The 24,477-nt window shown below is 71.3% G+C and carries 20 protein-coding genes and 1 pseudogene; 11 read left to right on the top strand and 10 right to left on the bottom strand.

All coding sequences use genetic code 11. The annotated features are described in order from the left end of the window. The first annotated feature begins 54 nt into the window (after positions 1 to 54). Together IPH07_26010 and glgX are read left to right on the top strand one after the other, a co-directional pair. Entirely contained in the window at positions 55 to 1,731 is a 1,677-nt protein-coding gene (locus IPH07_26010) for a VCBS repeat-containing protein (protein ID MBK6920877.1), read from the top strand. 28 nt (positions 1,732 to 1,759) lie between these two features. After that, positions 1,760 to 3,869: pseudogene (gene glgX, locus IPH07_26005) on the top strand (glycogen debranching protein GlgX). A gap of 10 nt (positions 3,870 to 3,879) precedes the next feature. Here glgX and IPH07_26000 read toward each other — a convergent pair. The 4 genes from IPH07_26000 to IPH07_25985 all read right to left on the bottom strand — a co-directional run bounded on the left by IPH07_26000 (position 3,880) and on the right by IPH07_25985 (position 7,798). Then, on the bottom strand, positions 3,880 to 4,719 hold the full coding sequence (locus IPH07_26000) for a hypothetical protein (protein ID MBK6920876.1): 840 nt from the start codon (positions 4,717 to 4,719) through the stop codon (positions 3,880 to 3,882). Continuing rightward, entirely contained in the window at positions 4,716 to 5,345 is a 630-nt protein-coding gene (locus tag IPH07_25995) for a hypothetical protein (protein ID MBK6920875.1), read from the bottom strand. Before IPH07_25995 ends, IPH07_26000 begins: the two co-directional genes overlap by 4 nt. Positions 5,346 to 5,483: 138 nt before the next feature. Next, positions 5,484 to 5,912, bottom strand: a complete 429-nt coding sequence (locus tag IPH07_25990; protein MBK6920874.1) for a hypothetical protein — start codon at positions 5,910 to 5,912, stop codon at positions 5,484 to 5,486. Positions 5,913 to 5,938: 26 nt separating this feature from the next. Continuing rightward, entirely contained in the window at positions 5,939 to 7,798 is a 1,860-nt protein-coding gene (locus IPH07_25985; protein MBK6920873.1) for a thioredoxin domain-containing protein, read from the bottom strand. Positions 7,799 to 7,924: 126 nt separating this feature from the next. On the opposite strand from IPH07_25985, the gene IPH07_25980 reads away from it, so the two are divergent. The 4 genes from IPH07_25980 to IPH07_25965 are packed head-to-tail and all read left to right on the top strand — an operon-like array spanning position 7,925 to position 10,638. Next, positions 7,925 to 8,212, top strand: coding sequence for a hypothetical protein (locus IPH07_25980; protein MBK6920872.1), 288 nt, complete (start codon positions 7,925 to 7,927; stop codon positions 8,210 to 8,212). Between the two features lie 52 nt (positions 8,213 to 8,264). Next, the gene (locus IPH07_25975) at positions 8,265 to 9,074 is read left to right on the top strand and encodes a nitroreductase family protein (protein MBK6920871.1); all 810 of its coding nucleotides are present in this window, start codon (positions 8,265 to 8,267) and stop codon (positions 9,072 to 9,074) included. Next, the gene (locus tag IPH07_25970; GenBank protein MBK6920870.1) at positions 9,071 to 10,117 is read left to right on the top strand and encodes a stilbene synthase; all 1,047 of its coding nucleotides are present in this window, start codon (positions 9,071 to 9,073) and stop codon (positions 10,115 to 10,117) included. The genes IPH07_25975 and IPH07_25970 overlap by 4 nt, the downstream gene beginning before the upstream one ends. After that, positions 10,114 to 10,638: a hypothetical protein gene (locus tag IPH07_25965; GenBank protein MBK6920869.1), complete on the top strand. Its 525-nt coding sequence runs from the start codon at positions 10,114 to 10,116 to the stop codon at positions 10,636 to 10,638. The genes IPH07_25970 and IPH07_25965 overlap by 4 nt, the downstream gene beginning before the upstream one ends. On the opposite strand, the gene IPH07_25960 is transcribed toward IPH07_25965, so the two are convergent. Together IPH07_25960 and IPH07_25955 are read right to left on the bottom strand one after the other, a co-directional pair. Then, positions 10,626 to 12,833, bottom strand: coding sequence for an MMPL family transporter (locus IPH07_25960; GenBank protein MBK6920868.1), 2,208 nt, complete (start codon positions 12,831 to 12,833; stop codon positions 10,626 to 10,628). The genes IPH07_25965 and IPH07_25960 overlap by 13 nt on opposite strands. A gap of 42 nt (positions 12,834 to 12,875) precedes the next feature. Beyond that, complete coding sequence (locus IPH07_25955; protein ID MBK6920867.1) at positions 12,876 to 13,532, bottom strand: hypothetical protein; 657 nt, start codon at positions 13,530 to 13,532, stop codon at positions 12,876 to 12,878. A 312-nt stretch (positions 13,533 to 13,844) separates the two neighbouring features. On the opposite strand from IPH07_25955, the gene IPH07_25950 reads away from it, so the two are divergent. Together IPH07_25950 and IPH07_25945 are read left to right on the top strand one after the other, a co-directional pair. After that, complete coding sequence (locus IPH07_25950; protein ID MBK6920866.1) at positions 13,845 to 14,147, top strand: hypothetical protein; 303 nt, start codon at positions 13,845 to 13,847, stop codon at positions 14,145 to 14,147. A 77-nt stretch (positions 14,148 to 14,224) separates the two neighbouring features. Then, positions 14,225 to 14,578: a hypothetical protein gene (locus IPH07_25945; protein MBK6920865.1), complete on the top strand. Its 354-nt coding sequence runs from the start codon at positions 14,225 to 14,227 to the stop codon at positions 14,576 to 14,578. 67 nt (positions 14,579 to 14,645) lie between these two features. Here the strand turns inward: IPH07_25945 and IPH07_25940 are convergent, their stop codons facing one another. Beyond that, positions 14,646 to 15,404, bottom strand: a complete 759-nt coding sequence (locus IPH07_25940; GenBank protein ID MBK6920864.1) for a hypothetical protein — start codon at positions 15,402 to 15,404, stop codon at positions 14,646 to 14,648. Positions 15,405 to 15,628: 224 nt separating this feature from the next. Between IPH07_25940 and IPH07_25935 the strand changes: the two genes are divergently transcribed. Both IPH07_25935 and IPH07_25930 read left to right on the top strand, forming a co-directional pair. Beyond that, positions 15,629 to 16,297: a DUF4331 family protein gene (locus IPH07_25935; GenBank protein ID MBK6920863.1), complete on the top strand. Its 669-nt coding sequence runs from the start codon at positions 15,629 to 15,631 to the stop codon at positions 16,295 to 16,297. An 11-nt stretch (positions 16,298 to 16,308) separates the two neighbouring features. Continuing rightward, entirely contained in the window at positions 16,309 to 17,046 is a 738-nt protein-coding gene (locus IPH07_25930; GenBank protein MBK6920862.1) for a DUF4331 family protein, read from the top strand. 143 nt (positions 17,047 to 17,189) lie between these two features. On the opposite strand, the gene IPH07_25925 is transcribed toward IPH07_25930, so the two are convergent. After that, positions 17,190 to 19,187 (bottom strand): hypothetical protein, encoded by a 1,998-nt coding sequence (locus IPH07_25925; protein ID MBK6920861.1) that lies wholly within the window; start codon positions 19,185 to 19,187, stop codon positions 17,190 to 17,192. 42 nt (positions 19,188 to 19,229) lie between these two features. Next, the gene (locus IPH07_25920; GenBank protein MBK6920860.1) at positions 19,230 to 20,978 is read right to left on the bottom strand and encodes a hypothetical protein; all 1,749 of its coding nucleotides are present in this window, start codon (positions 20,976 to 20,978) and stop codon (positions 19,230 to 19,232) included. A 134-nt stretch (positions 20,979 to 21,112) separates the two neighbouring features. Between IPH07_25920 and IPH07_25915 the strand changes: the two genes are divergently transcribed. Next, a complete protein-coding gene (locus tag IPH07_25915; GenBank protein ID MBK6920859.1) occupies positions 21,113 to 22,957 on the top strand; it encodes a hypothetical protein in 1,845 nt (614 codons plus the stop codon). On the opposite strand, the gene IPH07_25910 is transcribed toward IPH07_25915, so the two are convergent. Further along, entirely contained in the window at positions 22,945 to 24,390 is a 1,446-nt protein-coding gene (locus IPH07_25910; protein MBK6920858.1) for a hypothetical protein, read from the bottom strand. The genes IPH07_25915 and IPH07_25910 overlap by 13 nt on opposite strands. Positions 24,391 to 24,477 lie beyond the last annotated feature (87 nt).

Raw genomic sequence — 24,477 nt, 5'->3', positions numbered from 1 at the left:
GCCGCGACGCGAACACATCGGCCCCCGAAGGCCGGCCCAACGAGGTGGATGGACATGCAACCGCGGCGAGCTCCCTATGTCACTGGCCTCCTCTGCATCGCGACCGCGAGCGCCTGCTTCGACCCCGAGGGCAATGCGACCACCTCGGCATCGGGCAGCGCGACCCTGACCGGCACCACCGATGCCGGCACGAGCACCGGCGGCACGAGCAGCGCGGGCTCGGCCACGGGCGTCGACACCACCGGCACCTCGAGTCCCGCCGACAGCAGCGGTGGCCACACCAAGTTCGATCTCTCCGGTGGATCCGAGTCGAGCTCGGGCGGCGAGGTGGTCAGCTGCAAGGCCTCGGAGGACGACATGAACAACATCGGTGACTGCATGCAGCAGTCACCGCCCGACGCGTTCGAGCCCGACGTGCAGTGGACCTGGGACGGCCCCGGTGCGGAGCGCGAGTCGCTGGTCACGCCGCTGGTCGCCAACCTCACCGACGACAATGCCGACGGCGAGATCGACCTCTGCGACATCCCGGACATCGTGGTGGCCGTGACGGCGTTCCCCAACGACGGCCACATCTACGTGCTCGATGGCGCCACCGGCAGCGAGCACTTCATGATCCCCACCGCGATCACGTGGTCGATCAATCCCGCGATCGGCGACATCGACGGCGACGGCATCCCCGAGATCGTCGCGGCCACCGGCCCGGGCTTCGGCGGGCCCTCGTCGGCGATCGCCTTCGAGCACGACGGCACCGTCAAGTGGCAGAACACCAGCACCATCGATCACAGCCAAGGCGGTGCGATCACGCTGGCCGACCTCGACAACGACGGCGACGTCGAGATCAGCATGGATCGGCTGATCATCGATCACCTCGGCAACACCATTGCGACGCTGCCCGAGACCCAGGTCGCCGACAACTTCACGACCGTCGCGGCGGATCTCGACGGTGACGGCGATGGCGAGATCGTCATCGGTGCCAACGCCTATCACCACGACGGTACGGTCTACTTCAGCAACCCGCAGCTCGAACGCGGCTTTGCACAGGTCGCCAACCTCGACGGTGACCCCGAGCCCGAGGTGCTCATCACCGGCTACGGCGGCGTGACGGTGCTCGATCACACCGGCGCCGTCGTGGCGATGAACCAAGCCCCCGGTGGCGGCGCGAGCTGGTTCCGACCCGCGACCGTCCACGACTTCGACGGCGACAACGTCTCGGAGGTCGCGACCAGCTCGGCCAACGCCTACGTCATGTTCGAGAACGACTTCACGGTCGGCTGGCAGGCCAGCGTGCAGGATGGCAGCGGCTGGGCGGGGGGCACCGCCTTCGACTTCGACGGCAACGGTGTGGCCGAGGCGATGTACGCCGACGAGACCAACCTGTGGGTCTTCGACGGCGATGGCATGCCGCTGCTGAGCGTGCCGCGCAGCGCGAAGACGCTCGCGGAGTACCCCGTGGTCGCCGACGTCGACAACGACGGCGCGGCCGAGATCGTCGTGGTCTCGGACTCGGGCTTCTCGAACATGCAGACCGCGCCCACCGTGCAGGTCATCCGCGACGTCCGCGAGCGATGGATCCAGGCCCGCCGCATCTGGAATCAGCACACCTACCACGTGACCAACGTGCTCGAGGACGGCCGCATCCCGATGATGGAGAAGCGGTGGTGGCAGCTGCTCAACACCTTCCGCACGAACTCGCAGATCGAGGGCGGCATGATCTGCGACCCGCCGGGCTGAGAGCCGGCGTATCGTGGGTGGCCCACCCGTGTCACCCGTCCTCGAGGTTTCGGCCGGTTCGCCCCATCCGCTCGGTGCCAACGTCGCGCCCGGCGGTGTGAACTTCTCGCTGTTCAGCTCGTCGGCGACGGCGGTCGAGCTGCTGCTGTTCCGTAGCTTCGACGCGGATGCGCCGATGCAGGTGATCGCGCTCGACCCGCGACGCAATCGGACCTTCAGCTACTGGCACGTCTTCGTGCACGGCGTGGGCGAGGGCCTGGTCTACGCCTACCGCTGCGACGGGCCCGATGATCCCGAGCGGGGGCTCTGCTTCGACGCCGACAAGCTGCTGCTCGACCCCTACGCCCGCGGCATCGTCTATGGCCCGTCGGTCTCGCGGGTCGACGCCATCTCGCGCGGCTCCAACGTCGCGACCGCGATGAAGAGCCTGGTCGTCGACCCCTCGCGCTTCGACTGGCAGGGCGTCGAGCCACCACGCATCCCGGCGGCCGAGCGCGTGATCTACGAGCTCCACGTCCGCGGCTTCACGCGGCACCCGTCGTCGCAGACGCGGCACCCGGGGAGCTTCCAGGCATTGGTCGAGAAGGTGCCGTATCTGCGCGAGCTGGGCGTCACCACCGTCGAGCTGATGCCGGTGTTCCAGTTCGATCCGCACAGCCTGCCGTTTCGCGACCCCACGACCAGCGCCGAGCTCACCGACTACTGGGGCTACAACCCACTGGGCTTCTTCGCGCCGCACCGCGGCTACTACGAGGAGGACTGGCACCGCATGCGGTACCTGACGGGGTTCCGCGACATGGTGCGCGAGTTCCATCGCGCCGGCATCGAGGTCGTGCTGGACGTGGTCTTCAACCACACCGGCGAGGGTGGGATCGACGGCCCCACGCAGTGCTTCCGAGGGATCGACAATCCCGTGTACTACCTGCTCGAGCGCGAGCCGGGCCGCGCGGCGAAGTACCTCGACTACTCCGGTACCGGCAACACCTTCAACTGCAACCACCCCATCGCGCGACGCATGGTGCTCGACGCGCTGCGCTACTGGGCCGGGACCATGCGGGTCGACGGCTTTCGCTTCGACCTCGCGACCATCCTCGCGCGCGACGTCCATGGCCGCCCGATGGCCGACCCGCCGCTGCCGTGGGAGATCGAGTCGGACCCGGTGCTGCAGAACGCGTTGCTGGTGGCGGAGGCGTGGGACGCAGGTGGGCTGTACCAGGTGGGCCACTTCCCCGGCGAGCGTTGGTCGGAGTGGAACGGCATCTTCCGCGACGACGTGCGTCGCTTCGTGCGGGGCGACCTCGGGCTCGCCCCTGCGCTCGCCAAGCGCATGCTCGGCAGCCCCGACCTCTACGAGCACCGCGGCCACGAGCCGCACCAGTGCATCAATTTCGTGACCTGTCACGATGGCTTCACGCTGCGCGACCTCGTCAGCTACGAGCACAAGCACAACCTGCGCAACGGCGAGCAGGGGCGGGACGGCACCGACGCCAACTACAGCGCCAACTACGGCGTCGAGGGCGAGTCCGCCGACCCCACGATCACGGCGGTGCGATTGCGTCAGAGCAAGAACCTGCTGGCGATCCTGCTGCTGTCGCAGGGCACGCCGATGCTGCTGGCCGGCGACGAGTTCGGCCGCAGCCAGGGCGGCAACAACAACGCCTACTGCCAGGACAACCCCACCAGCTGGTGCGACTGGGGCGGGCTGCAGCGCGAGGCCGAGCTGCATCGCTTCACCCGTGAGCTGATCGCGTTCCGTCGGCGTCACCCGAGCCTGCGACGCACACGCTACCTGCAGGGCGACGACGGCGACGTCCCGAGCGACGGTGCCGGCACCACCCCGCGTGCGCTGGCACGGGGTCGAACCCGATCGGCCCGACTGGAGCTTCGGCTGTCGCACGCTCGCGTTCACGCTCGTCGCCCACGACGACGACGATCCCCTGCACGTCATCATCAACGCCCACGACGACGCGGTGCGCTTCCGCCTACCGTCACCGGGGGGCAGCCGCCGCTGGCGTGTCGCGATCGACACCGCGCGGCCGAGCCCGGAGGACATCGTCGACACCTCGCGGCACTGTGCGATCGCGCCGGCGGTGCTCCAGCTCGCTGCCCGCTCGGTGGTGGTCCTGGTGGGCTGCTAGTACCGAGGTACTAGAAGCGTCCGCCCAGTTGCAGGCCGACGAGGTTGCGGCCCGTCATCGGTGCCAGCGACAGCGGCCGTCGCATCGGACGCGCGGTGCCGTAGGTCAGCGCTGCGAGCCCGTAGGCCACCGCCATCGCGCTCAGCTGCTGCCCGCCGTAGTAGGCGGCCGCGTCGAGCGGATACTTGAAGTCGAGCATCTCCGCGCCGCCCGGGCTGGAGTAGTCGACCAACCACACCAGTCGCAGGCCGACGCTGCCGATCACGCCGAGCGTCAGCAGCGACGCGCCGGTGACTGTGAACCGCGTCGATCGCAGTCGGTGCCGCTCGCGGTCCCGGGTCGCGTCGGCACGACCCCGTGTGGACCCGCCGACGCCCGCGAGGGTGAAGCTGGTGACGTTGGCGATCCACGCCCCGGTCGAGGCCAGGAACCACCCCGGGCGGCAGCCGCCTTGGCTGGCGGTCTGGCAGGGGCCCTGGACGAGGAAGCCACGCACGCCGTTGAGGACGAGGCCGAACGCCGACGCCACGCCGGCGCCGACCAGTAGTCCGTTGCCCTCACGGCGGTGGTCTTCGATGACGTCGGGGTCGATCGCGGGGGCCGGCGTCGCTGCCGGTGCGGCCGGCTGCACGTAGACCACCACCGGCGGCGGCGGTCCGTCGTGGGTGGTGGTCGTGGTCGTCGTGGTGTGCACGTCGATCTCTCGATCGACCTCGTCCCAGGTGGTGGGCGACCCAGGTGACGCTGCGGGCTGTGCACGGCTGGCGAGCGTCGACGGCGGGCTGGCGTGCGCGGCCGTGCCCACGAGGGTCGCCGCGAACACGGCGGCCAGCTGCATCGTGGTCGTCATCGGCGCACCTGCGCGCGGGGGCGTCGCGGTCGTGCGAGCAGGATCAGCAGCGCCGCGATCGCGGCGCGCTCCCGTCCGCGTCGCGACACGCCGCAGAAGTTGTCGCTGTTGTTCGCGTCGTCGTCGAGGCAGCCGGGATCTTCGTCGTCGCCGCAGCCATCGGATGCGTCGCCGTCGTCGATGTCGTCGTCGCTGCTGCCACCGCCGCAGCCATCGCTACCGAAGTCGATGCCGATGCCGGTCTCGGTGCTGGCGCCGGCGTCGTCCTGGGTGCCGCCGTCGTTGGTGGTCGAGGGATCACCGCTGTCGCTGCCGGAGCCAGCGCCACCGCTTGCGGTGCCGTCCGAGCCGCTGCCCGCGGTGGCGGCGTCGGTGCCACCACCGTCGGAGCCGGTGCCGACATCGGTCGCGACACCCGTGCTGCCGTCGGTCGCGACACCCGTGCCGCCGTCGGTCGCGACACCCGTGCCGCCGTCGGTCGCGACACCCGTGCTGCCGTCGGTGCCGGACTCCGATCCAGTCGCTGCGCCGGTGTCACCCGAGCTGCTCGCCGCCTGCGGCTCGTTGCCCTGCCATGGCAGCTCGCCGAGGCTCGCCAGCATCACCGCGGTCGCCAGCCATCCCATCGTCCGAGGATAGTCCACGCCCGCCCGCCGCGGATGCCTCCAGGGCGCGGCGAGTGATCGAAGCCACGTTCCGGCGGGGCGGGCCCGCGCTTGGGGCGATCTCGATGGCCCAGCGGCGCGCGGTCGTGGGCGTGTCTCCTAAGGTTCGGTGGTGCAGGGCCCACGGTGGGCATAGCGTCGATTGGGGCAGCGACCCGAGGCGCGGAACTCGACGCCGTCGCAGCCGCAGTACAGCTGGGCGTCGCGCGTGCACATGCGATCGCGCGCGACGCAGGTGCCGAGCACGTCGCCACAGCCCTCGCCCTCGCAGATGCCCCCGTCACAGTCGTCGTCGCTCGCACACGTCCGCGCCGCCGCGCCGTCGCCCGAGTGGGGTGCGACCGCGGCGTCATCGCCCGAGTGGGGTGCGACCGCGGTGTCGTGGGCGGTGGTGGCCGGTGGCGGCACCGAGTCGGCGCCATCGTTGCCCGTGGGGCTCGCCTTGCACGCCCACGCGCCGGCCAGCGCGAGCGCGAGTGCGATGCGGGTGAGGGTGGAGATGGTGGCGGCGGTGACCGAGTTCGACACGCGGGCAGCATGCCACCGTGGTGGCGTCACCGTGAAGTGGGCAGCGAGTCCGCGATGAACGCGGCGGCGGTTGCGGCGAGGCGCGCGGGCTTGGTGATGGGCGTGCTGCAGGCGGTCTGCGTGCACAGGTACACCGCCGGCTTGCCCACGTCGGGGTAGCGCTCGCCCGGGTGCTGCAGCTCGATGACGGCGCGGGGCTCGTAGATCGCGAGCGCGGCGCGGTGCAGTGCCGCCGTCGCGCCGCCGTCGCCCAGATCACCAACGACGGTGATGTCCACGATCGGCATCACGACCTCCTCGAGGCCCATGAGGTAGCTGCCGACGATGCGGCCCTCGGCGGCGATCGCCTTCGGATCACCCAGCACCGCGAGCGCACGGCGGGCGGCGTCGAGATACGGCGTGGCAAGGCCGCCATCGCCGTCCTCGTGACGATGCAACGCCGCCAACATCCGCGCGGCCTGGCCGTTCTCCTCGGTCGGCATGCGGCGCTCGGCGAAGACCCCGACCGCCTCCGGGTCGGCGGTGTGGGCGTAGAAACCGCCGCGCGGGCCCTGCAGGTGCGTGAGCATGAAGCGCGCGGTGGCCTCGGCGTGCGCGAGCCACCGCGGGTCGGCCCTGACGCGGAACAGCGCGAGCAGGCCGCGGCCCATCGCGATCTGATCGCGCAGGTGCAGCAGACCTGCGTCGCCCGCGGCGTGGGTGAACGCGCCGTCGTCGGTGCGATGGCGCTCGATCATCGCCGACGCGGTGTCGATCGCCAGCGCTCGCCAGGTGTCGTCGCCGGTGGTCGCGTAGAGCTCCGCGAGCGCCTCGATCATCATGCCGCTCTGGTCCGCGTAGACGTGGGTATCGATGCGCGGCACGCCGAGCGCTCGGCGGCCCGCGTCGTCGAGCGCGTAGTAGCGGGCGCCCTCGACCGCGGGCTTGCCGGTCACGCGCAGGTCGGCGTCCTGGCTGGTGTAGAAGCCGCCCTCGGGCGCCTGCATCCGCGTCGCCATGTAGCGGGCGATCGACGACGCGGCGTCGAGCCAGCGACGCTCGCCCGTGAGGCGGTGCGCCTTGGCGAACACGCCGATCGCACCGGCCTGCAGCGTGGTGATCTTCTCGTAGTGCGGGTGCTGCCAGTCGCCGTCGACCGAGTACTGATAGATGCCGCCCCACACCGGATCGATCAGTGATGCCGCGCCCGCCAAGGTCTGCTCGGCGCGGGCCCGCCAGGCGGCGTCGGCGTGCGCGACGGTGCGGAACAGGGCGTGCTCGATCGGCGCCGGCGAGGGGTAGCGCTGGGCCTTCCCCCAGCCGCCGAGCTCGGGCTCGTAGAAGCCGTCGAGCTGCGCGGTCACGCGGACGCGCAGCGCGTCGAGCTCGGCGACGTCGGCGGGCTGGGGCGCCGGCGGTGCGCCGCGATGGGCCAGCTGGCCGCGCTCGCGGTCGGCGACGAGCCCCCGCAGGATCTTCGCGAACGATCGCGGGTCTTGATAGCCGCGTAGCTCGAGCACCGGCGCTGCATCGGGGCTGAGGAAGCCGGTCGCAGGCCAGCCCCACTCGCGGTAGCGCTCCGCCACGTCGGGTCGAGCGTCGGAGTCGACGCGGATGGTCGTGAAGTGCTCGCGCAGCAGTGCGACGACCTCGGGATCGTCGTAGGTCGTCTCCTCCATCACGTGGCACCAGTGGCACCACGTCGCGACCACGTTCACGAGGATGATGCGGTGCTCGGCGGCGGCGCGCGCGAAGCTCTCGCGCGTCCACGGCGACCACTCGATCGCGCCGTGGCCGGCGCTCGACGAGGCCGGCATCGGCGCCCGCGTGGGGCCATCGTGCCGGTGACAGCCGATCAGGGCGACCGCGAGCGAGAACACCGCGGCGATGCAACGACGCGCAGACATTCGCGTGGGGACCTCGTGGCGAGAGCGTACGCGGCGCCCACCGGTTCGGATCGACGATCGGCCCCGACGGCGCCCTCGCCGGGGCGAGCGGCCGACGATGGGCGGTCGCGCGCGGGCGGCACGGGTATGCTCGCGTCGCTCGTGCTGCTGCTGGCGACCACGGCCTTCGCGGTGAACTGCGCGCTCGGTGCCCTCGCATGGCTCGCCGGGCTGCACTTCGGTCGGTGGCACCACGCCGCCTACGCGGCGGTGTGCGTGACGACCGGCGCGTGCGTGCTGCTGGCGTACCACCCCGCGCTATGGCTCGTAGTCGCGGCGCTGGCCGCGTTCCCGCGGGCGCGCCCGCACACCTGGTGGCACCCCGCCCTCGCGCTGCTGGGTGCGATCGGCTACCTCCTGGCGTGGACGTGCTAAGCAAGGCCACGGTGACGCCCGCCGTCGGGCGCATCGCCACGAGGCGACCCCCATGGAACTCCGAGACGCGATCCTCCGTCGCAGCACGACCAACGGCGAACTCTCGAGTCAGCCGGTCTCGCTGGAACATCAGCACCGCCTGATGGAGGCCGCTTCACGGGCGCCCAGCCACTTCAACTCGCAGCCCTGGCGCTTCGTGCTGGTCACCGACCCGCAGCTGCGCGCGTCGATCTCGAGCATCGCCGGTCGCACCATGGAGGGGCTGATGAGCGGCGGTAAGTTCTTCACGCGCTACCGTCGCTACTTTCGCTTCTCGGCCGCCGAGATGGACGAGCGCCGCGACGGCATCTACATCGATCACCTGCCGGCGCCGCTGCGCCCGTTCGCGCGCCACGTGTTCAGCGAGACCGGCCAGAAGGTCGTGAACACCCTCGGCGTGCCCAAGACCCTCGGACGCGACAACGAGAAGCTGGTCGCCGGTAGTCCGTTGTTGCTGGGCGCGATGCTGACGCGCGAGGAGTACCGCAAGGGCGAGCTCTCGGGTCTGTACAGCCTGCTGGGCCTCGGCATGGCGATCGAGAACATCTGGCTGACCACCGTCGATCTCGGCATGGGCATCCAGTTCATCTCGACGCCGATGGAATTCCCCGAGGCGTGGGCCGAGATCGCCGCGCTGCTACGGGTGCCCGACGAACTCGAGCTGGTCGCGATGTACCGCCTGGGCTACCTGCCGCCGGAGCGCAAGCGACCGGCGATCGACTGGACCTCGGCCCACCGCAAGCGTCTGTCGCAGTACGTCTTCCGCGATCGCTGCGATCGACCCGAGGCGGATCCGACCGACGATGGCGGCACCTCGAGATGACGCCGCTGCCACGGCTGGCCGCGCTCGCGACCGCGGTGCCGGAGCACCGCATCGACGCTGCGACCGCGCGGGCCTTCGCCCGAGAACAGTTCGCGGCGCTGCCCGGCATCGAGCGCCTGCTGCCGGCCTTCGATCACGCGGGCATCGCGACGCGCCACCTGGTGCGACCGCTCGACTGGTACGCCCAGCCCCGCAGCTTCGCCGAGAAGAACGCGCTGTGGCGTAGCTCGGCGCTGGCGCTCGCTCAGGCGGCCGGCGAGGCCGCGCTCTCGCAGTGGTCGGGCGATCGCGATCGGCTGGGCGGCATCGTGTGGGTGACGAGCACCGGCATCGCCACGCCGAGCCTCGACGCGACCCTCGTGCAGGCGCTCGACCTGCCGCGCACGCTGCAGCGGATCCCGGTGTGGGGCCTCGGCTGCGCCGGCGGGGCCGCAGGCCTGGCCCGCGCGACGTCACTGTGCCGCGGGTTGGCGCAGCCGGTGTTGTTGCTCGCCGCGGAGATCTGCAGCGCGACCTTCGTGGCGGCGGACTGCAGCAAGGCCAACCTCATCGCGACGGCGCTGTTCGCCGACGGCGCGGCGGCGGCGGTGATCGAGCCCGACGGCGACCATGGCCCGGCGCTGCTCGGCGGGCATTCGCAGCTCATCGACGACAGCGAGGACGTGATGGGCTGGGACCTGCGCGAGGAGGGCCTGCAGGTCCGCTTCGCCCGCAGCATCCCATCGATCGTCCGCGAGCTCATGCCGGGTTTCGTGGCTGCGGCCGCGCGGGGACTCGGCGTCGCGCCGGGCGACATCGAGCACCTGGTCGTGCACCCCGGCGGTGCCAAGGTGCTCGAGGCCTACGGCGCGGCGCTCGGCCTCGACGACGATCGCCTCGCGAGCGCGCGCGCGGTGCTGCGCGAGCACGGCAACATGTCGAGCCCGACGGCGCTGTTCGTGCTCGACCACCACCTGCGGCACACCGCGCCCGACGGTCGCGTGGGCCTGGTGGTCGGGCTGGGCCCCGGCTTCTGCGCGGAGGCGGCGGGGTTTCGCCGATGAGCTCACACGCCGCGATCGTGGCGGTGGTGGTCGCGCTGATGATCCAGCGCGCGCTCGAGCTGCGCCTGGCGCGACGCAACCAACGCCGCGCGCAGGCCCGCGGCGCGCGTGAGTTCGGCGCGCGCCACTATCCCGCGTTCTTCCTCCTGCATGGCGCGTGGCTGCTGGCGTGGCCGCTCGAGGGCTGGAGCCGTGGGACCTTCGCGTGGCCGTGGCTGGTGCCGCTGCTGTCGGCGCAGCTGCTGCGGTACTGGGCCATCGCCAGCCTGGGGGAGCGCTGGAATACCCGCGTGCTGGTGGTGCCGGGCGACGCGCCGCTGCGGCGCGGCCCCTACCGCATGCTCTCGCACCCCAACTATGTCGCGGTGGTGATCGAGCTCGCCGCGGTGCCGCTCGTCTTCGGTGCGCATGTGACTGCCGTGGTCGCGAGCATCGCCAACCTGGTGTTGTTGCTCGGCGTTCGCATTCCTTGCGAGGTCGCGGCGCTGCGTTGGGCGAGCGATGCCGATCAGTCGCGCTGACCACCGAGCTGCAGCACGGCCGGCAACAACCACAGGTCGCAGACCCATGCGATCGCGATCACGCAGGCCCCGAGCCCGCCGAGCAGGCGCAGCGGCGGGAAGCTCGACCCCGCGAAGGTCAGCAGCCCAGCGACCAACGCGACCGAGGTGATCGTGCACGCGCGCCCGGAGCCGGCGATGGCCGCACGGATCGCGGCCTCGCGGTCGACACCCGCCCGGCGCCCCTGCTGCACGCGGGCCATGAGGTGGATGGTGTCGTCGACCGCGATGCCGAGCGCCACGGCCAGGATGATGCCGCCCAGGGGATCGAAGTGGCCCTGCCACCCCGCGATCGCGGCGTAGCCGACCACCAGCGGCACCGCATTGGGCACCAAGCAGATCCATGCGACGCGCAGGCTACGAAACGCGAGTGCGATGGTCACGGTGATGACCACGAACGCCAGCAGCAAGCTGCGCCGCAGCTCGTCCGCGATGCGGTTCACGCCGCGGTAGGCCAGCGCGGTCGTGCCGCCCACGCGGACCTCGACGTCCGACATCATGCGCGCCCGCTCGGTCACCGCCGCCGCGAGCCGCTCGAACGCGACGCCGCCGAGGTCGGGCACCCGCACGCTGACGTGGGCGATGGCGTGGGCGTCGTCGAGCACGGCGGCGCGCAGCCCCAGCTCGTCGAGTCGTCGCCAGCTGCGTCGCAGGCCCTCGCCGTCGCCGTCGAGGCTCGAGCCACTGGCGTGTGCGATCACGGCGGGGCCGATCACGGTGCGCACGTCGGGCAGGGTCGCGAGCTCGCGCTCGAGCGCCACCAGCTCGGCCACCGTCGCAGGCTGGTCGAAGCAGCCGCGCTGGCACGCCAGCTCGAGCTCGAGCGACAGCACACCGCCCAGGCGGGCATCGACGGCGCGGCTCGCCTGCGCCGCCCAGGTGCGGGCATCGACCAAGTCCGACAGCCGGTTGTCGATCGGTACCCGCGAGCCGAACCATGCCGCGACGGCGCTGACGAGCAGCGCCGCCGATACCACCCACCACGGGTGCGTGCGTGCGATCGCGGTGGCGCGGACCAGGGCGTCGCGTTCGATCGCGGTCGCGACCCCGCGCCCGCCGAGGTCGCGCTGGGTCGAGAGCAGCAGCGGCGCCGCGACCAACAGCACCACGAACGCCAGCATCACGCCGATCGCGGCCCACAGGCCGAAGCTGCGCAGCATCGGCATCTGCGACCACGTCAGCGATCCGAAGCCCATCGCGGTGGTGACCGAGGTCAGCAGGCACGCCAGTCCCACTTGGCCGCAGCCGTCGATCACGGCGCGCTCGCGGGCGTCGCGGGTCGTGGCATCGCGGGCGAGCTCGGCCACCCGTGCGACCACGTGGACGCCATCGGCGAGCGCGATGACCGGGAGCAGCGTGAAGTAGCCCTGGTTGAGCAGTCCGATCGGGACCCCGAACCAACCCATCAAGCCGACCAACATCACGGTCGGGACCAGCGCGAGGGCCAGCGTCGTCGTCACCTGCCAGCGGCGACGAAAGCCCAGCGCGAGCACGATCGTGACCACCAGCAACGCCACCGGCACCAGCACGCGCTGGTCGGCGACGGTGGCCCGCGCGAAGGTGGCGCGGATCGCCGGCAGGCCCGCCAGGCGCAGTCGCAGGCCCTCGCGGCCGTCGTGGCTGCGCAGCAGCGCGTCGATGCGGTCGACCGCATCGACCGTGGGCTCGAGCGCGTCGGAGCTGAAGCGCAGCGCCACCGCGAGGGCGGCGGTGCGTTCGTCCTGCGACAGCAACACCGGCACGAGCGGCGGCACGTGCAGCCACGCGCGCGCGGTCCGAGAGCCCTTGGCGACCGCGGCCGACGCGGGGTGATCGGGAATCGCGTCGACGTGCGCGACCTCGGGCCATCCCCGCAGCGTGTCGGCGAGGTCGCGCATCACGTCGAGCCGCGCATGGGTCAGCACGCCGTGCTCGTCGTCGCTGTCGACCACCACGACAACGGTTGCGTCGTCATGGCCCCATCGCGCGTGCAGCTGCGCGAGCGTGGCGACCTCGCGGTCGTCGTCGCCATAGAACGCCTTCGATGACAGATCGATGCGCAGCCGCGCGAGCCCGGCCGCACAGGCGACCAGCGCGAGCACCAGGCAGATCGCGGCCACGGCACGGTGGCGCAGCACGAAGCCGGCGATGGCGGCGAAGCGACTCGGGCGCGACATGGGCGGTGGGCGAGCGGCCACCGCGGGTCGCGGCCGGTCGCGTCAGGACCTACCCTTGCACTTCGGCACGACGCTGTCGAATGTCGTTCGCTTCATCTCGGGCACGAGCCGCGGATCGGTGCCGGCGAGCTTGAAGTTGCCGTCGAACACCCGCCACGCCGCTGCGCAGTCGCCCGCGCGCGCGAAGCAGGCGGCGGCGGTGAAGTGCCAGTGATCCGGCAATGACGAGATCTGGTGGTCGTCGTCGTCGCGCGGTCGCACGGACGTCACCAGCCTCGCCACCGTGGCGCTGGCCTGCTCGCACGCGCGGATGCCGATGTTGCCCTGGTACGCGCCGCGGCTGAGCTGCATGCTGGCGCGCAGCAGTGCGTCGCGATCGGAGATCTTGCCCTCGCAGTACATGCTCGCGTAGCTGTCGACCGCGATGCTCACCTGCTCGGTGAGCATGTCCATGTTCTCGCTCAAGTAGCGGCGCGCCAGCGACTTGCCGTCGTCGCACCGTCCCGCCAACATCGTGCACTGCGCGCGCAAGAAGTCCATGCGGGCGACCGCCGAGGCATCGATCTTGGCGGCGGCATCGAGATCGGCGAGGCAGCCGCGGCCGTCACGCTTGGCGGACTTCTTCTGCGCCGCGTCGAGCAGTGCGCTCAGCTGGGCGGGGTTCGTTGCGGCGCCGCCCGTCGAGGCGGTGCCGGTCACCGTCGGCGCCGGCCCCGTGGCGGGCGCTGTCGCGCTACCGCACTCGCACTTGCACGCCGGGCATGTCGGCGCGCTGGTCTGCACGGGAGCGCCCGGCCGTGGCCCACACCCCAGTGCACACATCAGTCCGAGGGCGAGCGTGGGGAGGGCGAGCGCGGCCGAAATTCGCATGGAACCTCGACGATCGTACCACGCAGCTTCTTCTCGCCATCGAACGCGCGAGCACGCCGTACCCGCGCGCAGGGGCTCGGACGCAACGCCGGCAGCTTCTTCGCTTCACGTCGCGCGGGGGGCTGCGCTAGGCCTTGCTGGGTGGAGACGGCCCCCGAGCCCGGTGGCGGCGCGCCCGAGCGGATCGACGTGCTCGGCCTGTGGCGATGGACGGTGCCGGTGCACGCACTGCTGCCGCTGGTCATCTGGCTCCTGCACCACTTCGAGCTGGAGTGGGCGCTCCAGCTGGGCTTCTTTGCGATCCACTTCGGCTTCCCGGTGCTGTTGGCGATCAGCTACCCGCTGTGGGAGGGCCAAGGCGTCGAGCTCGTGGGCCTGCTCGTGCTCGACCACCTCGTGACGTTCGCGGTGGGGCTGGCCCTGTTCGTGGCCCTCGCCCCCTGATCACCGGCGCGAACGCGGCCGATTGCGGCGACGTCACCGCAGTTGAAAGCCACGGGCGACGTGACAACCTGTCGGCGATGCGCACCGCCGTCGCCCTCCTGCTGCTCGCGCTCGTCCCCGCGTGCGAGAAGAAGCCCCCCGCCAGCGCGCCACCCGATGGGGGCGACGTGGTCTGCACGATGGAAGCGAAGATCTGCCCCGACGGATCCGCGGTCGGCCGCACCGCCCCCGACTGCGAGTTCGCGCCGTGCCCCGCGGGCGGCGAGGTGGTGCCCGAGGACTCGGGTGCCGAGCCCAACCCGTCGACCGCCCACCCCGACGCGCCGCCGCCGGCTCACGGCTGCACGAAGGACGCGAAGCGCTGCCCCGACGGTTCGGTGCTCTCTCGCACCGGGGCGAGCTGCGAATTCCCGGCCTGCCCGGGGCAGTGATCGAGCGCGTCGGCTGCTTCGGCCCGCACATCCTCGCGCGGGCCGGCGACGACGCTCGGGTAGCGGATCAGAGCACGCAGATGCCACCGCCGCCGGGACCGGCGTGCGGGCAGTGGGTGTCGGGATCGCCGAGCGCCGCGTTGGCGTGGTAGCTGTGACATCCGATGGTGTGACCATCGACGTCGCCCTCGGTGCCGGGGTACCAGGCGCTGCACTCGCTCATGCACTCGGCTTCGTCGGCGAACGCATTGAGGTCACCGTCGCAGTTCGAGAAGTAGCGCATGCAGTAGAGGTCGCAGGCCGGCGCCTCGGCGTCGACGCAGGTCGCAGCGCCGCTCGGGCCGGCGTGCGGGCAGTGCATGGCCGGGTCGGTGCTGCCGGCGACCGTGGCGTGGTAGATGCGACAGCCGAGGGTGTCGACGCCGGTGTCGGTGGCCTCGCCGATGGGCCACTGCGCGCAGTTGGCCATGCAGTCCTCGTCGTTGGCGTACTCGTTGTGGTCGACGCACGAGGACATGTACACGTCGCAGTACTCGGCGCAGTCGAGCGTGGTGCCGCCGCTGCTGTCACCGATCGTGGGGTCGGTGGTCGTGGCGGTGGTCGCATCCGTGTCGGTCGCGTCGGTGGTCGAGGCCGAGGTCGTGAGCGTGGCGGCGCTGGTCGGCGCGGTCGTCATGCCATCGCTGGCGGCGGTGCTGCTGCTGCCGCCGCTGTCCTCGCTACCGACCGAGGCCGAGCTGTCGCCCGCGCCATCGTCGTTGCCGTTGCCGCTCGCGCAGCCGCCCACGAGCAGTGCGTACCAAAACCATGACATCGCGTTTCGCATGTTGAACTCCTCGGTCGAGTCGGCCGCTCGAGCGGCCTGTCGCCCCCCGACCCTGTTGCGTGGGGGTACGGCGCCGCGCAGAGGTTCGGATCGGTCGCTCGGTTCGCGCGGCCGTATCCACTCCACTGCGCAACGAAGCGACCGGCTGACCGATCCGCGGCGGGGACTCGGCCCGTAGACCTGCCGACCCGGAGCGCTTCTCGAGCCCCGGCGGGAGGACCGACATGTTCATGCACCTTCACGGGCCGCAGGCCCCCAATCCACCACGCCGCGGACGCCTCGCGATGCGCGCGACCGCGCTCACGGCCATCGCGCTCGCCTTCGCTCCGTGGGCTTCGACGCCCGGCCGCGCGGCCGACCACGCCGACTCGCCCGGTACGCAGGACGATCCCGCCGCCGACATCACCGACGTGTTCGCGTGGCACAGCGGCAGCAAGCTCGTCGTCGGCGTGGGCTTCGCGGGCCTCGCAGAGGCCGGCCAGCCCGCGATGTACGACCCCCACGTGCTCTACACCGTCCACATCGACAACGATGGTGACGGCACCGACGACCACCAGGTCTACGTCCGCTTCGGTAGCAACGATGCCGGCGAGTGGGGCGTGAAGGTCGAAGACCTTCCGGGTGTGGCCGACCCAGTGATCGGCCCGGTCGACACCGTCATCGACGCCGGCCTCGACCTGCACGTGTTCGCGGGGCAGCGTGACGACGCGTTCTTCTTCGATCTCGATGGGTTCCACCAGACGCTCAGGACTGGCGATCTCAGCTTCGTGAACACCCGCGACACCTTCGCGGGCACCAACGTGACCATGTTCGTGGTCGAGATGAGCCTCGACGCCGTCGCCGGCGGTGGCGACAACCTGACGCTGTGGGTCAGCAGCGGACGCAACGGGTGAGGAACGACGCCATGAAGATCAACATCAAGACCCTCGCCCTCTTCGCGCTCATCACGGCTCCGCTGGCCTGCACCGACGACGGTGACCAGCGCGGCGACGACACCACCGGCGCCGACTCGACCGGCGATGCCACCACCGCCTCGACGACGGCATCGACGACGGCATCGACCACCGCATCGACGACCGCATCGACCACCGCGTCGACGACGTCGACGACGACGGATACCGACCCGACCACCGACACCACCGCGACCGGTGACAGCACCGGCGGCAGCGAGTACGCCTTCGATGACGCCGACCCGACCGACTTCACGCAGGTCGATCGCATGGGCATGCCGGCGGTCGCGACTGCAGTGATCACCGACAAGGACCTCTACAACCAGTCGACCCCGGACGACGACGTCGCTGGCGACTTCGTGCCGCAGATCGTCGAGAACCTCACCGGCCTGCACGCCGCACTCGACGACGATCTGATGCTCGCCGGGCTCACGCCGTGCGACATCGACACCTGCGTGGCGCAGGGGGCTCCGCTGGTCATCCCCGACGTGCTGCACATCGACCTCACCGCCGACGCGGGCTTCCCCAACGGGCGCACGCCGACCGATCAGGTCATCGACATCACGCTGGCGGTGGTGTTGCTCGACCTCGGCGTGCACTCGCCGGGCGTGCTCGCGGGGCTGCCGCTCAACCCCGCCGAGGGCGACCTCGATCTGCCGGCGGACTTCCCGTACTTCGCCGACCCGCACTAATCCGGTCGACCCACCCACGCCGCCGTCGTCGCCTCGCAGGGACCTTACCGGTCCGGCGGGCGTTGCGGCGGCGCTTCGCGTGGTGGCGGCGCTTCGCGTGGTGGCGGCGCTTCGCGTGGTGGCGGCGCTTCGCGTGGTGGCGGCTACTCGGCGCAGACGTCCGCGGCCGGCGTCGGGTCGCAGCCGCTCTGCGGGAACTTGCAGACGCCGCCGGGGCAGGTGTTCACGACCTCGCCCTCGCGCAGGAAGTGATCGAGCTGCTCGGCGGCCTCGGGCAGCACGCGGATCGAGCCATGGGGATCGTCGCAGGCGCGCTGGGGCAGCGCGCACGCCGGCTCGGGCGGCAGGCCGAAGTCGTACTCGATGAACGCACTGCCCGCGGGTGCCGGCGAGGGCACGGTCTCGAGCCCGAAGACGTCGCGCACGCCGGCGTCGACCAGCGGCACGCCCAGCGAGCGCGCCATGATGTGGGCACCGACCGTGCTCACCGAGTGGTCGGAGACCGCCGCGCGCATCAGCACCTCGTGCGCAGGGGTGTCCGGCAGCGGGTTGTCGCGCAGGTGCGTGAGGAAGCCGTTCGGCTCCACGCGATCCCACAGCATCTGCACCAAGCCGAGCACGAACTGGATGTCGCGCGGGTCGGTGTAGGTCGACTGCGCGATCTGGAAGAACGCGTCGAACTGCGCGCTCCGCCCGAGCAGGACGCCGAACGGCGTGCCCATCACCTCGAGCCCGCCGCGGGTCGCGTCGGGCGTGACGCTCATGTACAGCGCGCCCATGATCCCGCCCAGGCTGATGCCGTAGTAGGCCTGCTGCGAGGCATCGATCGTGGGGCCGATCATGGGCTCGTCGACCATCGCGCGGGTCATCACGCGGTCGAGCACGATGGCGTTGACGACCGACTGCTGCAGGCGCGCGAACATGCCGTCGAAGTCTTCGATCTCGCCGGTCTGCAGGATCACGCCGGTGTAGGCCTGGTCGGCGCTCGCGAGCCCGATCCAGTCGGTCGAGTAGATGGCCCAGCCATGGTTCTGGCACAGCTCGAGGAACTCGTCGCGCTCGATCTCGGCGTGGGTGCCGAGCAGGCCGTGGCCGTAGTGCAGCAGCTGCACCGGCTGCTCGAGCGCGCGCGTCGGTACCAGCAGCTCGAACTCGAAGTCGTGGGTGCCGATCGCGGTCGGCAGGCCCGCGCCGTCGAGGTTCATGACCGCGTTGGGCCCCGGCTGGTCGACGAACAGCGGCACCTCGAAGGTGCCGCGCACGCGGTAGGCGACGCGCGGATCGAAGTCGGTCTGGATGTCGTCGATGGTGAACGCGGGCGCGTCACCGACGAGGCTCAGCGCCTGGTCGCGCATGTGCAGCAGCGGGGTCACGAGGTTCTCGTCGCTGGCGGTGGTGAAGTCCCACGCCAGCTGCAGCTGGTCGCGCGCGAAGCCGGCCGACTCGAGGCGCGTGAAGATGTCGGCGTAGAGCGGACGACGTGACTCGACCGAGGGCTCGTCGGAGGGCGTGCGGTCGCGCAGCGCGGCGAAGGCGGGGGAGGGCGCGATCACGGCGCCTTCGTGGTCGACCACGCCACGCAGCGCGACGATGTAGCGGGCGCCGTTCTCGAGCCGGACCGCCGGGCGGATGAACAAGGTGCGCTTGTCGGGATCGGTCGCCGACAGGTCGAGCTCGGCAAAGTGGGGCACACGCTCGCCGGTTTCGGCGTGTAGCACGATGGTCGGCGCGTCGTCGGCGAGCGAGGCTGCGATGTCGGCCGCGCTGGGCAACCCCGCTGCGCTCGCGCGCGGCAAGAAGGTGAGGATCGCTGCGCCGGGGGAGAAGCCGTCGCTGCGCAGCCACGGGCCGGGGTCGCCGCGGACCCCGTAGTAGCTGGTGGGCATGGTCTCGTCGGCCAGCACCACCCGCCGCAGCGTGGGCGTGGTGTCGTCGGCCTTGGTGAAGACGTTCGAGGGGAACGGATGACCGCAGTACTCGGGCACCAGCGGATCGCACGCGAGCGTCGGCCAGTCGACCACCGGATCGGGATCGCCGGCCGTGGTGCCGCCCTCGCTCGAGTCCGCCGCGTCGCCGCCCTTGGGATCACTGCAGGCGGGGACGAGCGCGAGGGCGAGCAGGAGCGAAGGGCGAGTGCGCATGGCGATCCCGCGAGTATAGCCCGCGGCATCGCAGCGACCCGCCTAGCGCGCGCCCGAGGTCGATCGGTATCGCGCCGTGCCGCTGCGCGCGCCCGCGGACTCGACCCCGGGCATCCCCGCAGCTTGGGCGTCCTGCGGTCGATAGCGCAGGATGAAGCGAATCGCGGCGAGCCCTCGCGCCGCCCAGAACACCACGATGAAACCGAACACGAGGATTGCGGGGCCCGACAGCAGCAACGCCGTCCACGGCGGCTCGCCGTCGCCCTTGGTCATGCGCTCGATGAGCACGCCCACGCCCTCCTGCGCGCCGCTGACGAACAGCAGCGGCAGCACGTGGGCCCACACCAACGAGAGGCTGCCCCAGCCCCAGAAGCGGCGGTGCGCCGCGAACGGCACCTTCTCGTGGAAGCGCCGCTTGCAGATCTTCTGCAGCTTGCCGAGGAAGAGCACGTTGGTGACCAGCACCGCGGCGATGTTCAGCACCAGGAACAACAGCGCCCCGAGCACGCTCGCGTAGACCGCGAACTTCGAGAAGTCGCTGGCCGCCATGGTGTAGAGCAGCGAGGTGAACACGTAGGCGAGGAAGGCCTCGATCGCGGGCTGCACGGCGAACGACAACATGATGCCGGAGAAGATCGTCACCACGATCAGGCCGCCGATCAGGCACAGCGTCGCGAGGACCTCGCGACCGATCGTGCGGAAGACGTCCTTGATCACGGCGCTCGCCTGCGCCTCACCGGAGGCCACGCGGGCCGGCATCGCGACGATCTGCACGATGACCGGCTTGATCGAGAGCAGGAACAGCACCACCGCGACGACCGTGAGCACGATCGGCAGGTAGCCGAACATCGCGAACACGCCCTCGAACTGGCGCGCGATGGTCTTGAAGACGGTGATGTCCTCGTTGATGCGGCTGACGTTGTCGAGGATCGCGAGCGGAAGGCTGTCCTGCTCGCCGCTGGCGACCTGCGCGAGCGGGGCCTCGATCAGCGCCGGCCCGACTTCGACCAGGTCCTCGACGTTGTCGTCGAGCACCTGAAAGGTCGCGTCGATCACGGCAACCTGGGGGTTGGTCAGCGAGCTGAGCGCTCCCTGTACCGCGCGCAGCAGCAGCAGCACCTGCGCGAACAGGAAGATCGCCACCGTGCACACGCCAGCGGCGATCGCCGAGTACTTGAACAGCAGAGGGCCTTGCCCGGGGTACTTCTTGCGCAGCACCAGCGGCATCGCCAGCAACAGCAGGCCCGCGAGCGACAACCAGCTGAGCACGCTCGACATGGTCGCCATCTTGGCGTCCTGCTTGGCGGCGATCTTCTCCTCGAGGCGCTCGGCGACCTTCTCCTTCTGGGCGCGCAGCACCTCGCGGAGCAACGCGAGGTATTCCCCTGGATCGATGCCTGGGTGGGCCTCTTCCATCGTCTCGCCGGCCGGCGCGTCGCCCTCGGCGATCGCGGCCTCGGCCTGCGCCGCAGCGACCTCCGGCTCGCCGGCTGCCGCCGCGGCCGGAGCATCCTCGGCAATCTCGACCACCTCGCCGTCGGCGGCCGCTGCCGCGTCGGCCGCGAGCTGGGCCTGCGCCTGGGCCACGCAGGCGTCCTCGGTGCCGCCGTCGTCGACGCACGCCTGCGCCAGCGCGGCGACGAGCGCCTGTTGCGTGCACTCCGACTCGTGACCGCCCTCGGTCATGCAGGCGCGAACGATCGCGGGGTCGGGGGCCAGCGGTGTCGGCGGCTCGGCGGTCGTCGTCAGGGCGAGTGCCCACGTGGCGAACAGGGTGTTGAGGATCGACATCGTCCAAGGGTCCTGGCGGGCGAGAGGGGCTGTTGCGTGGCCCGTTCGGGTGGACGACGCCGCAGGTCGTCGGTCGTCGCATGCAATTCGCCGCTGGCGTGCTCGCGAAAGCCGGGTATCGTCGGGCCCGCGACGTGACGTCGTCCACGAGCCCGCTGCGGTCGCTTGCGGCGCGGAGCCTCCGGCTGCTCGCGACGCCGGCGTTCGATCGCGCCGTGATCGTGCTCGCGGTGCTGCTGGTGTTGCCATGCGTGCCGCTCGGCTTCGCGGCCGACGACGCGATGCTGCGGGTGCGGGCCGGCGAGGATCTCGGCTTCGGCGGGCTCCCGCCGTCGCGCTGGGACCTCTTCGTCTTCGTGCGCGACGATCCGGCCCAGCGGCAGGCGTTGCTCGAGTCGGGCATGTTGTCGTGGTGGACGGCGCCGCACTACCGCATCGGGTTCCTGCGGCCGCTGTCGTCGATCACCCACGCGCTCGACTTCGCGGTGTGGCCGAGCTCGCCGGCGGCGATGTACGTGCACTCGATCGTGTACTTCGTGCTGATGCTGGTGGCCGCGCGCGCGGTGTTCCGAAGGCTACTGCCCGCCACCACGGCCGGCCTCGCGCTGGCGCTGTTCGCCCTCGACGACGCGCGTGGGCCGGTCGTGGGCTACATCTCCAATCGCAACGCGCTCTTGATGGCCACGCTCGGGTTCGTCGCGCTGTGGGCCCACGATCGCTGGCGTCGTGGGGGCTGGCGCGCGGGCGCGATCGTCGGTCCCGCTGCGTTCGCGGCCGGATTGCTCGCCGGTGAGGGCACGGTCGCGGTCGCGGGCTATCTGTTCGCGCACGCGTGCCTGCTCGAGCGCGGCCCTGCGCTGCGTCGGCCCGTGGCGCTGTGGCCGTACCTCGCGATCGGGATCGCGTGGACCGTGCTGTACAAGCTCACCGGCTATGGCAGCCATGGCTCCGACATCTACATCGATCCGGGGCGCGAGCCCCTGGCGTTCCTGGCGGTGTTGCCCGGGCGCATGTTGGCGCTGCTCGGCGCGCAGTGGTTCGGACCGTGGTCGGATTTCTGGCTGGCCTATCCCGGGTGGCTCGCGCTCATCGTCGGCAGCTTTGCGGCGCTCGTGAGCGCCGCGATGTTGCTGGCGCTGCGTCGCCATGGTCGCGACGCCGTCGGCGCGTGGGTGTTCTCGATCGGCGCGGTGTTCGCGTGCGTGCCGATCGCGGGCACGTTCCCCGCCGATCGCTTGCTCGGCTTCGTCGGCCTCGGCGGCGCCGCCACGCTCGCACTGGTGTTGATGCCCGCGATCACGCGGGCCGCCGCCGGCGTGGCGATGCGGTGGCCGACCCGGCTCGCGATCGGGGCGCTGATGGTGGTGCACCTGGTGCTTGCGCCGCTGCTGCTGCCGGTGCGCAGTCGCTCGATGGTCACCGTGCGCGAGGCCCTCGCGACCCTCGACGTCACGGTGCCGCGCGATGGGTCGATCGTCGGTCGCGAGGTGATGGTCGTGTTCGCGCCCAACGACGGTCCGGCGTCGTACCTCGGGGTCACGCGGGTGTCGGCCGGCGTGCCTGCGCCGACGGCCGCGCGCGTGCTGGCGACCTCGACGGGGTCGGTCTCGATCCGCCGCGTCGATCGACGCACGCTGGTGATCGACGCCCGCGACGGCCTGCTGACCACGCCGATCGAGCGCATGTTCCGATCGACGCGCGTGCCGTTCGCGGTCGGCGAGCGTGCATTGCTGGGCGGCGGTGGGCAGGTGGAGGTCGTGGCGATCACCGACGATGCCAGGCCTGCGCGCGTCCGCGTGACGCTACCGCTCGACCTCGACGATCCTCACTACCTCTGGCGCGCGTGGACCCGCGACGGCTTCGTGCCGTGGCGACCGCCCGCCGTGGGTGAGCAAGTCGCGCTCGAGGGCTTCGATCTCGCGCACGCGGTCGCGGTCGCGATGGGCCTCGCGAGCGCGCGCGATCGTCACGGCAGGTAGCGTCGCACCAGCGCGTTGGTCTGCTGCCCGAGCTCGGTCTGTTGCCCGACCGCGATCACGCCGCCATCGGGGAGCACCGCCGCCGCCGCGAAGCTGTCGTTGAGGCTCGCGGGGCCGTCGTACGCGTCGATCCAGTCCAGGTGGCCGGCACCGTCGTAGCCGCCGATGAAGGCGTTGTCCTGCTGCCCCCCGGTGCCGACCGAGCCCACCACGATCACGGTGTCGCCGGGCCCCACCGCCACGCCGGCGCCGGCGTCGTCGCCAAAGCCGCCGTTGCCGTACGACACGCGCCAGTCGGTGACGCCGCTCGGCTGCATCGCCTGCACCACGATGTCGCCCTCCTGCGGGTCGCCGGCGCCGGTCGTGACGATGCCGGCGTCGCTGCGCCACGCCGCCGCGACCATCGCACCCTCGATGGGGATGCTGCTGAAGCCGAGCCCGCTGGCGTCGAACTGGCGCAGCGACGAGCCGTGGTCGTCGTCCTCGGTCATCAGCAACATCACGCCGCCGGTTGCATCCGCGAGCACGTCGCGGCCTTCGTCGCGCCCACCGGCCGGGCCCGCGATCGTGCGTACCCACTGCAGCGCGCCGTTGGTGGCGTCGAGCTGCGCGAGCCAGGCATCATAGTCACCGTTGCCGATGCGGATCGTGCCGGCCACCGCGAGTGCACCGGTCGCCGTGGTGGTGATGCCGTTGCCGACGTCGGTGTCGTCGTAGCGGCCGTTGCCCGCGTCGGGGCCGTCGAAGGTCTGCGCCCATACCAGCTGTGCACTCGCGGGATCGACCCGCAGCACGAGGATATCGTCACGGGTCGCGCTCGACTCGCTGCTGCCCGCGATCGCGAGGTGACCGTCGAGTGTCCACGCCAGCGCGGTGCCGTGGTCGTCGAGACCCTCGGGGCCATCGTACGTGAACGTCAGCAGCGGCGCGCCGTCGGGCGAGAGCTGCTGCAGCCATACGTCGGAGCTGGCGGCGATGGTTCGCGTCGAGCCCAGCACCCAGATCGATCCGTCGGGTGCAATCGCGACGTCGGTCGCCTCGTCGAACGACGACGCCAGACCGTCATGGCTGTAGGTCCACGGCACCTCGACGACGTTCGTGCACTGCGACGTGCAGCTGTCGCCGTCGTCGACGTTGCCATCGTCACACTGCTCGTCGCCCTCGACCAGGCCGTCGCCGCAGACGGGATCGTTGCCGCCGCTCGTGGTGGTGTCGGGGCCGCTGCCCACGGTCGGATCACCGCTCGAGCCGATCGTCGTGCCCGGCACCGACGGGTCGCCCGGCGTGTCGGTGTCGCTCGGGTCGCCGGTGTCGACCTCGCCACCGCCGCTCGAGCTGTCGCTGCCACCATCGCCGAGCGCGGGGACCAGCGGGCCGCACGCGAGCAGCCCCGTCATCCACCCCGCCCGCCACGCCACCCGGCTCGCACGCATGGCGCCCATGATGCCCCCATCCGACTCGGGTGGCGCCGACTGTGGCCACGCGTCGGGCGCAATCGATCCCAGGGCTCGGCGCTGCGG

The organism is Deltaproteobacteria bacterium, assembly GCA_016709225.1.
GTDB lineage: Bacteria > Myxococcota_A > Polyangia > Nannocystales > Nannocystaceae > Xiheibacterium > Xiheibacterium phototrophicum.
The sequence above is the reverse complement of the archived record's forward strand: the minus strand, read 5'-3'. Positions and strand labels throughout refer to the sequence as shown.

What these genes read in the sequence shown, in the direction of transcription:
- IPH07_26010 (MBK6920877.1), top strand. Translation starts at nt 55, where the DNA reads ATGCAACCGCGGCGAGCTCCCTATGTCACTGGCCTCCTCTGCATCGCG.
- IPH07_26000 (MBK6920876.1), bottom strand. Translation starts at nt 4,719, where the DNA reads ATGACGACCACGATGCAGCTGGCCGCCGTGTTCGCGGCGACCCTCGTG.
- IPH07_25995 (MBK6920875.1), bottom strand. Translation starts at nt 5,345, where the DNA reads ATGGGATGGCTGGCGACCGCGGTGATGCTGGCGAGCCTCGGCGAGCTG.
- IPH07_25985 (MBK6920873.1), bottom strand. Translation starts at nt 7,798, where the DNA reads ATGTCTGCGCGTCGTTGCATCGCCGCGGTGTTCTCGCTCGCGGTCGCC.
- IPH07_25980 (MBK6920872.1), top strand. Translation starts at nt 7,925, where the DNA reads ATGCTCGCGTCGCTCGTGCTGCTGCTGGCGACCACGGCCTTCGCGGTG.
- IPH07_25975 (MBK6920871.1), top strand. Translation starts at nt 8,265, where the DNA reads ATGGAACTCCGAGACGCGATCCTCCGTCGCAGCACGACCAACGGCGAA.
- IPH07_25970 (MBK6920870.1), top strand. Translation starts at nt 9,071, where the DNA reads ATGACGCCGCTGCCACGGCTGGCCGCGCTCGCGACCGCGGTGCCGGAG.
- IPH07_25965 (MBK6920869.1), top strand. Translation starts at nt 10,114, where the DNA reads ATGAGCTCACACGCCGCGATCGTGGCGGTGGTGGTCGCGCTGATGATC.
- IPH07_25960 (MBK6920868.1), bottom strand. Translation starts at nt 12,833, where the DNA reads ATGTCGCGCCCGAGTCGCTTCGCCGCCATCGCCGGCTTCGTGCTGCGC.
- IPH07_25945 (MBK6920865.1), top strand. Translation starts at nt 14,225, where the DNA reads ATGCGCACCGCCGTCGCCCTCCTGCTGCTCGCGCTCGTCCCCGCGTGC.
- IPH07_25940 (MBK6920864.1), bottom strand. Translation starts at nt 15,404, where the DNA reads ATGCGAAACGCGATGTCATGGTTTTGGTACGCACTGCTCGTGGGCGGC.
- IPH07_25935 (MBK6920863.1), top strand. Translation starts at nt 15,629, where the DNA reads ATGTTCATGCACCTTCACGGGCCGCAGGCCCCCAATCCACCACGCCGC.
- IPH07_25930 (MBK6920862.1), top strand. Translation starts at nt 16,309, where the DNA reads ATGAAGATCAACATCAAGACCCTCGCCCTCTTCGCGCTCATCACGGCT.
- IPH07_25925 (MBK6920861.1), bottom strand. Translation starts at nt 19,187, where the DNA reads ATGCGCACTCGCCCTTCGCTCCTGCTCGCCCTCGCGCTCGTCCCCGCC.
- IPH07_25920 (MBK6920860.1), bottom strand. Translation starts at nt 20,978, where the DNA reads ATGTCGATCCTCAACACCCTGTTCGCCACGTGGGCACTCGCCCTGACG.
- IPH07_25910 (MBK6920858.1), bottom strand. Translation starts at nt 24,390, where the DNA reads ATGCGTGCGAGCCGGGTGGCGTGGCGGGCGGGGTGGATGACGGGGCTG.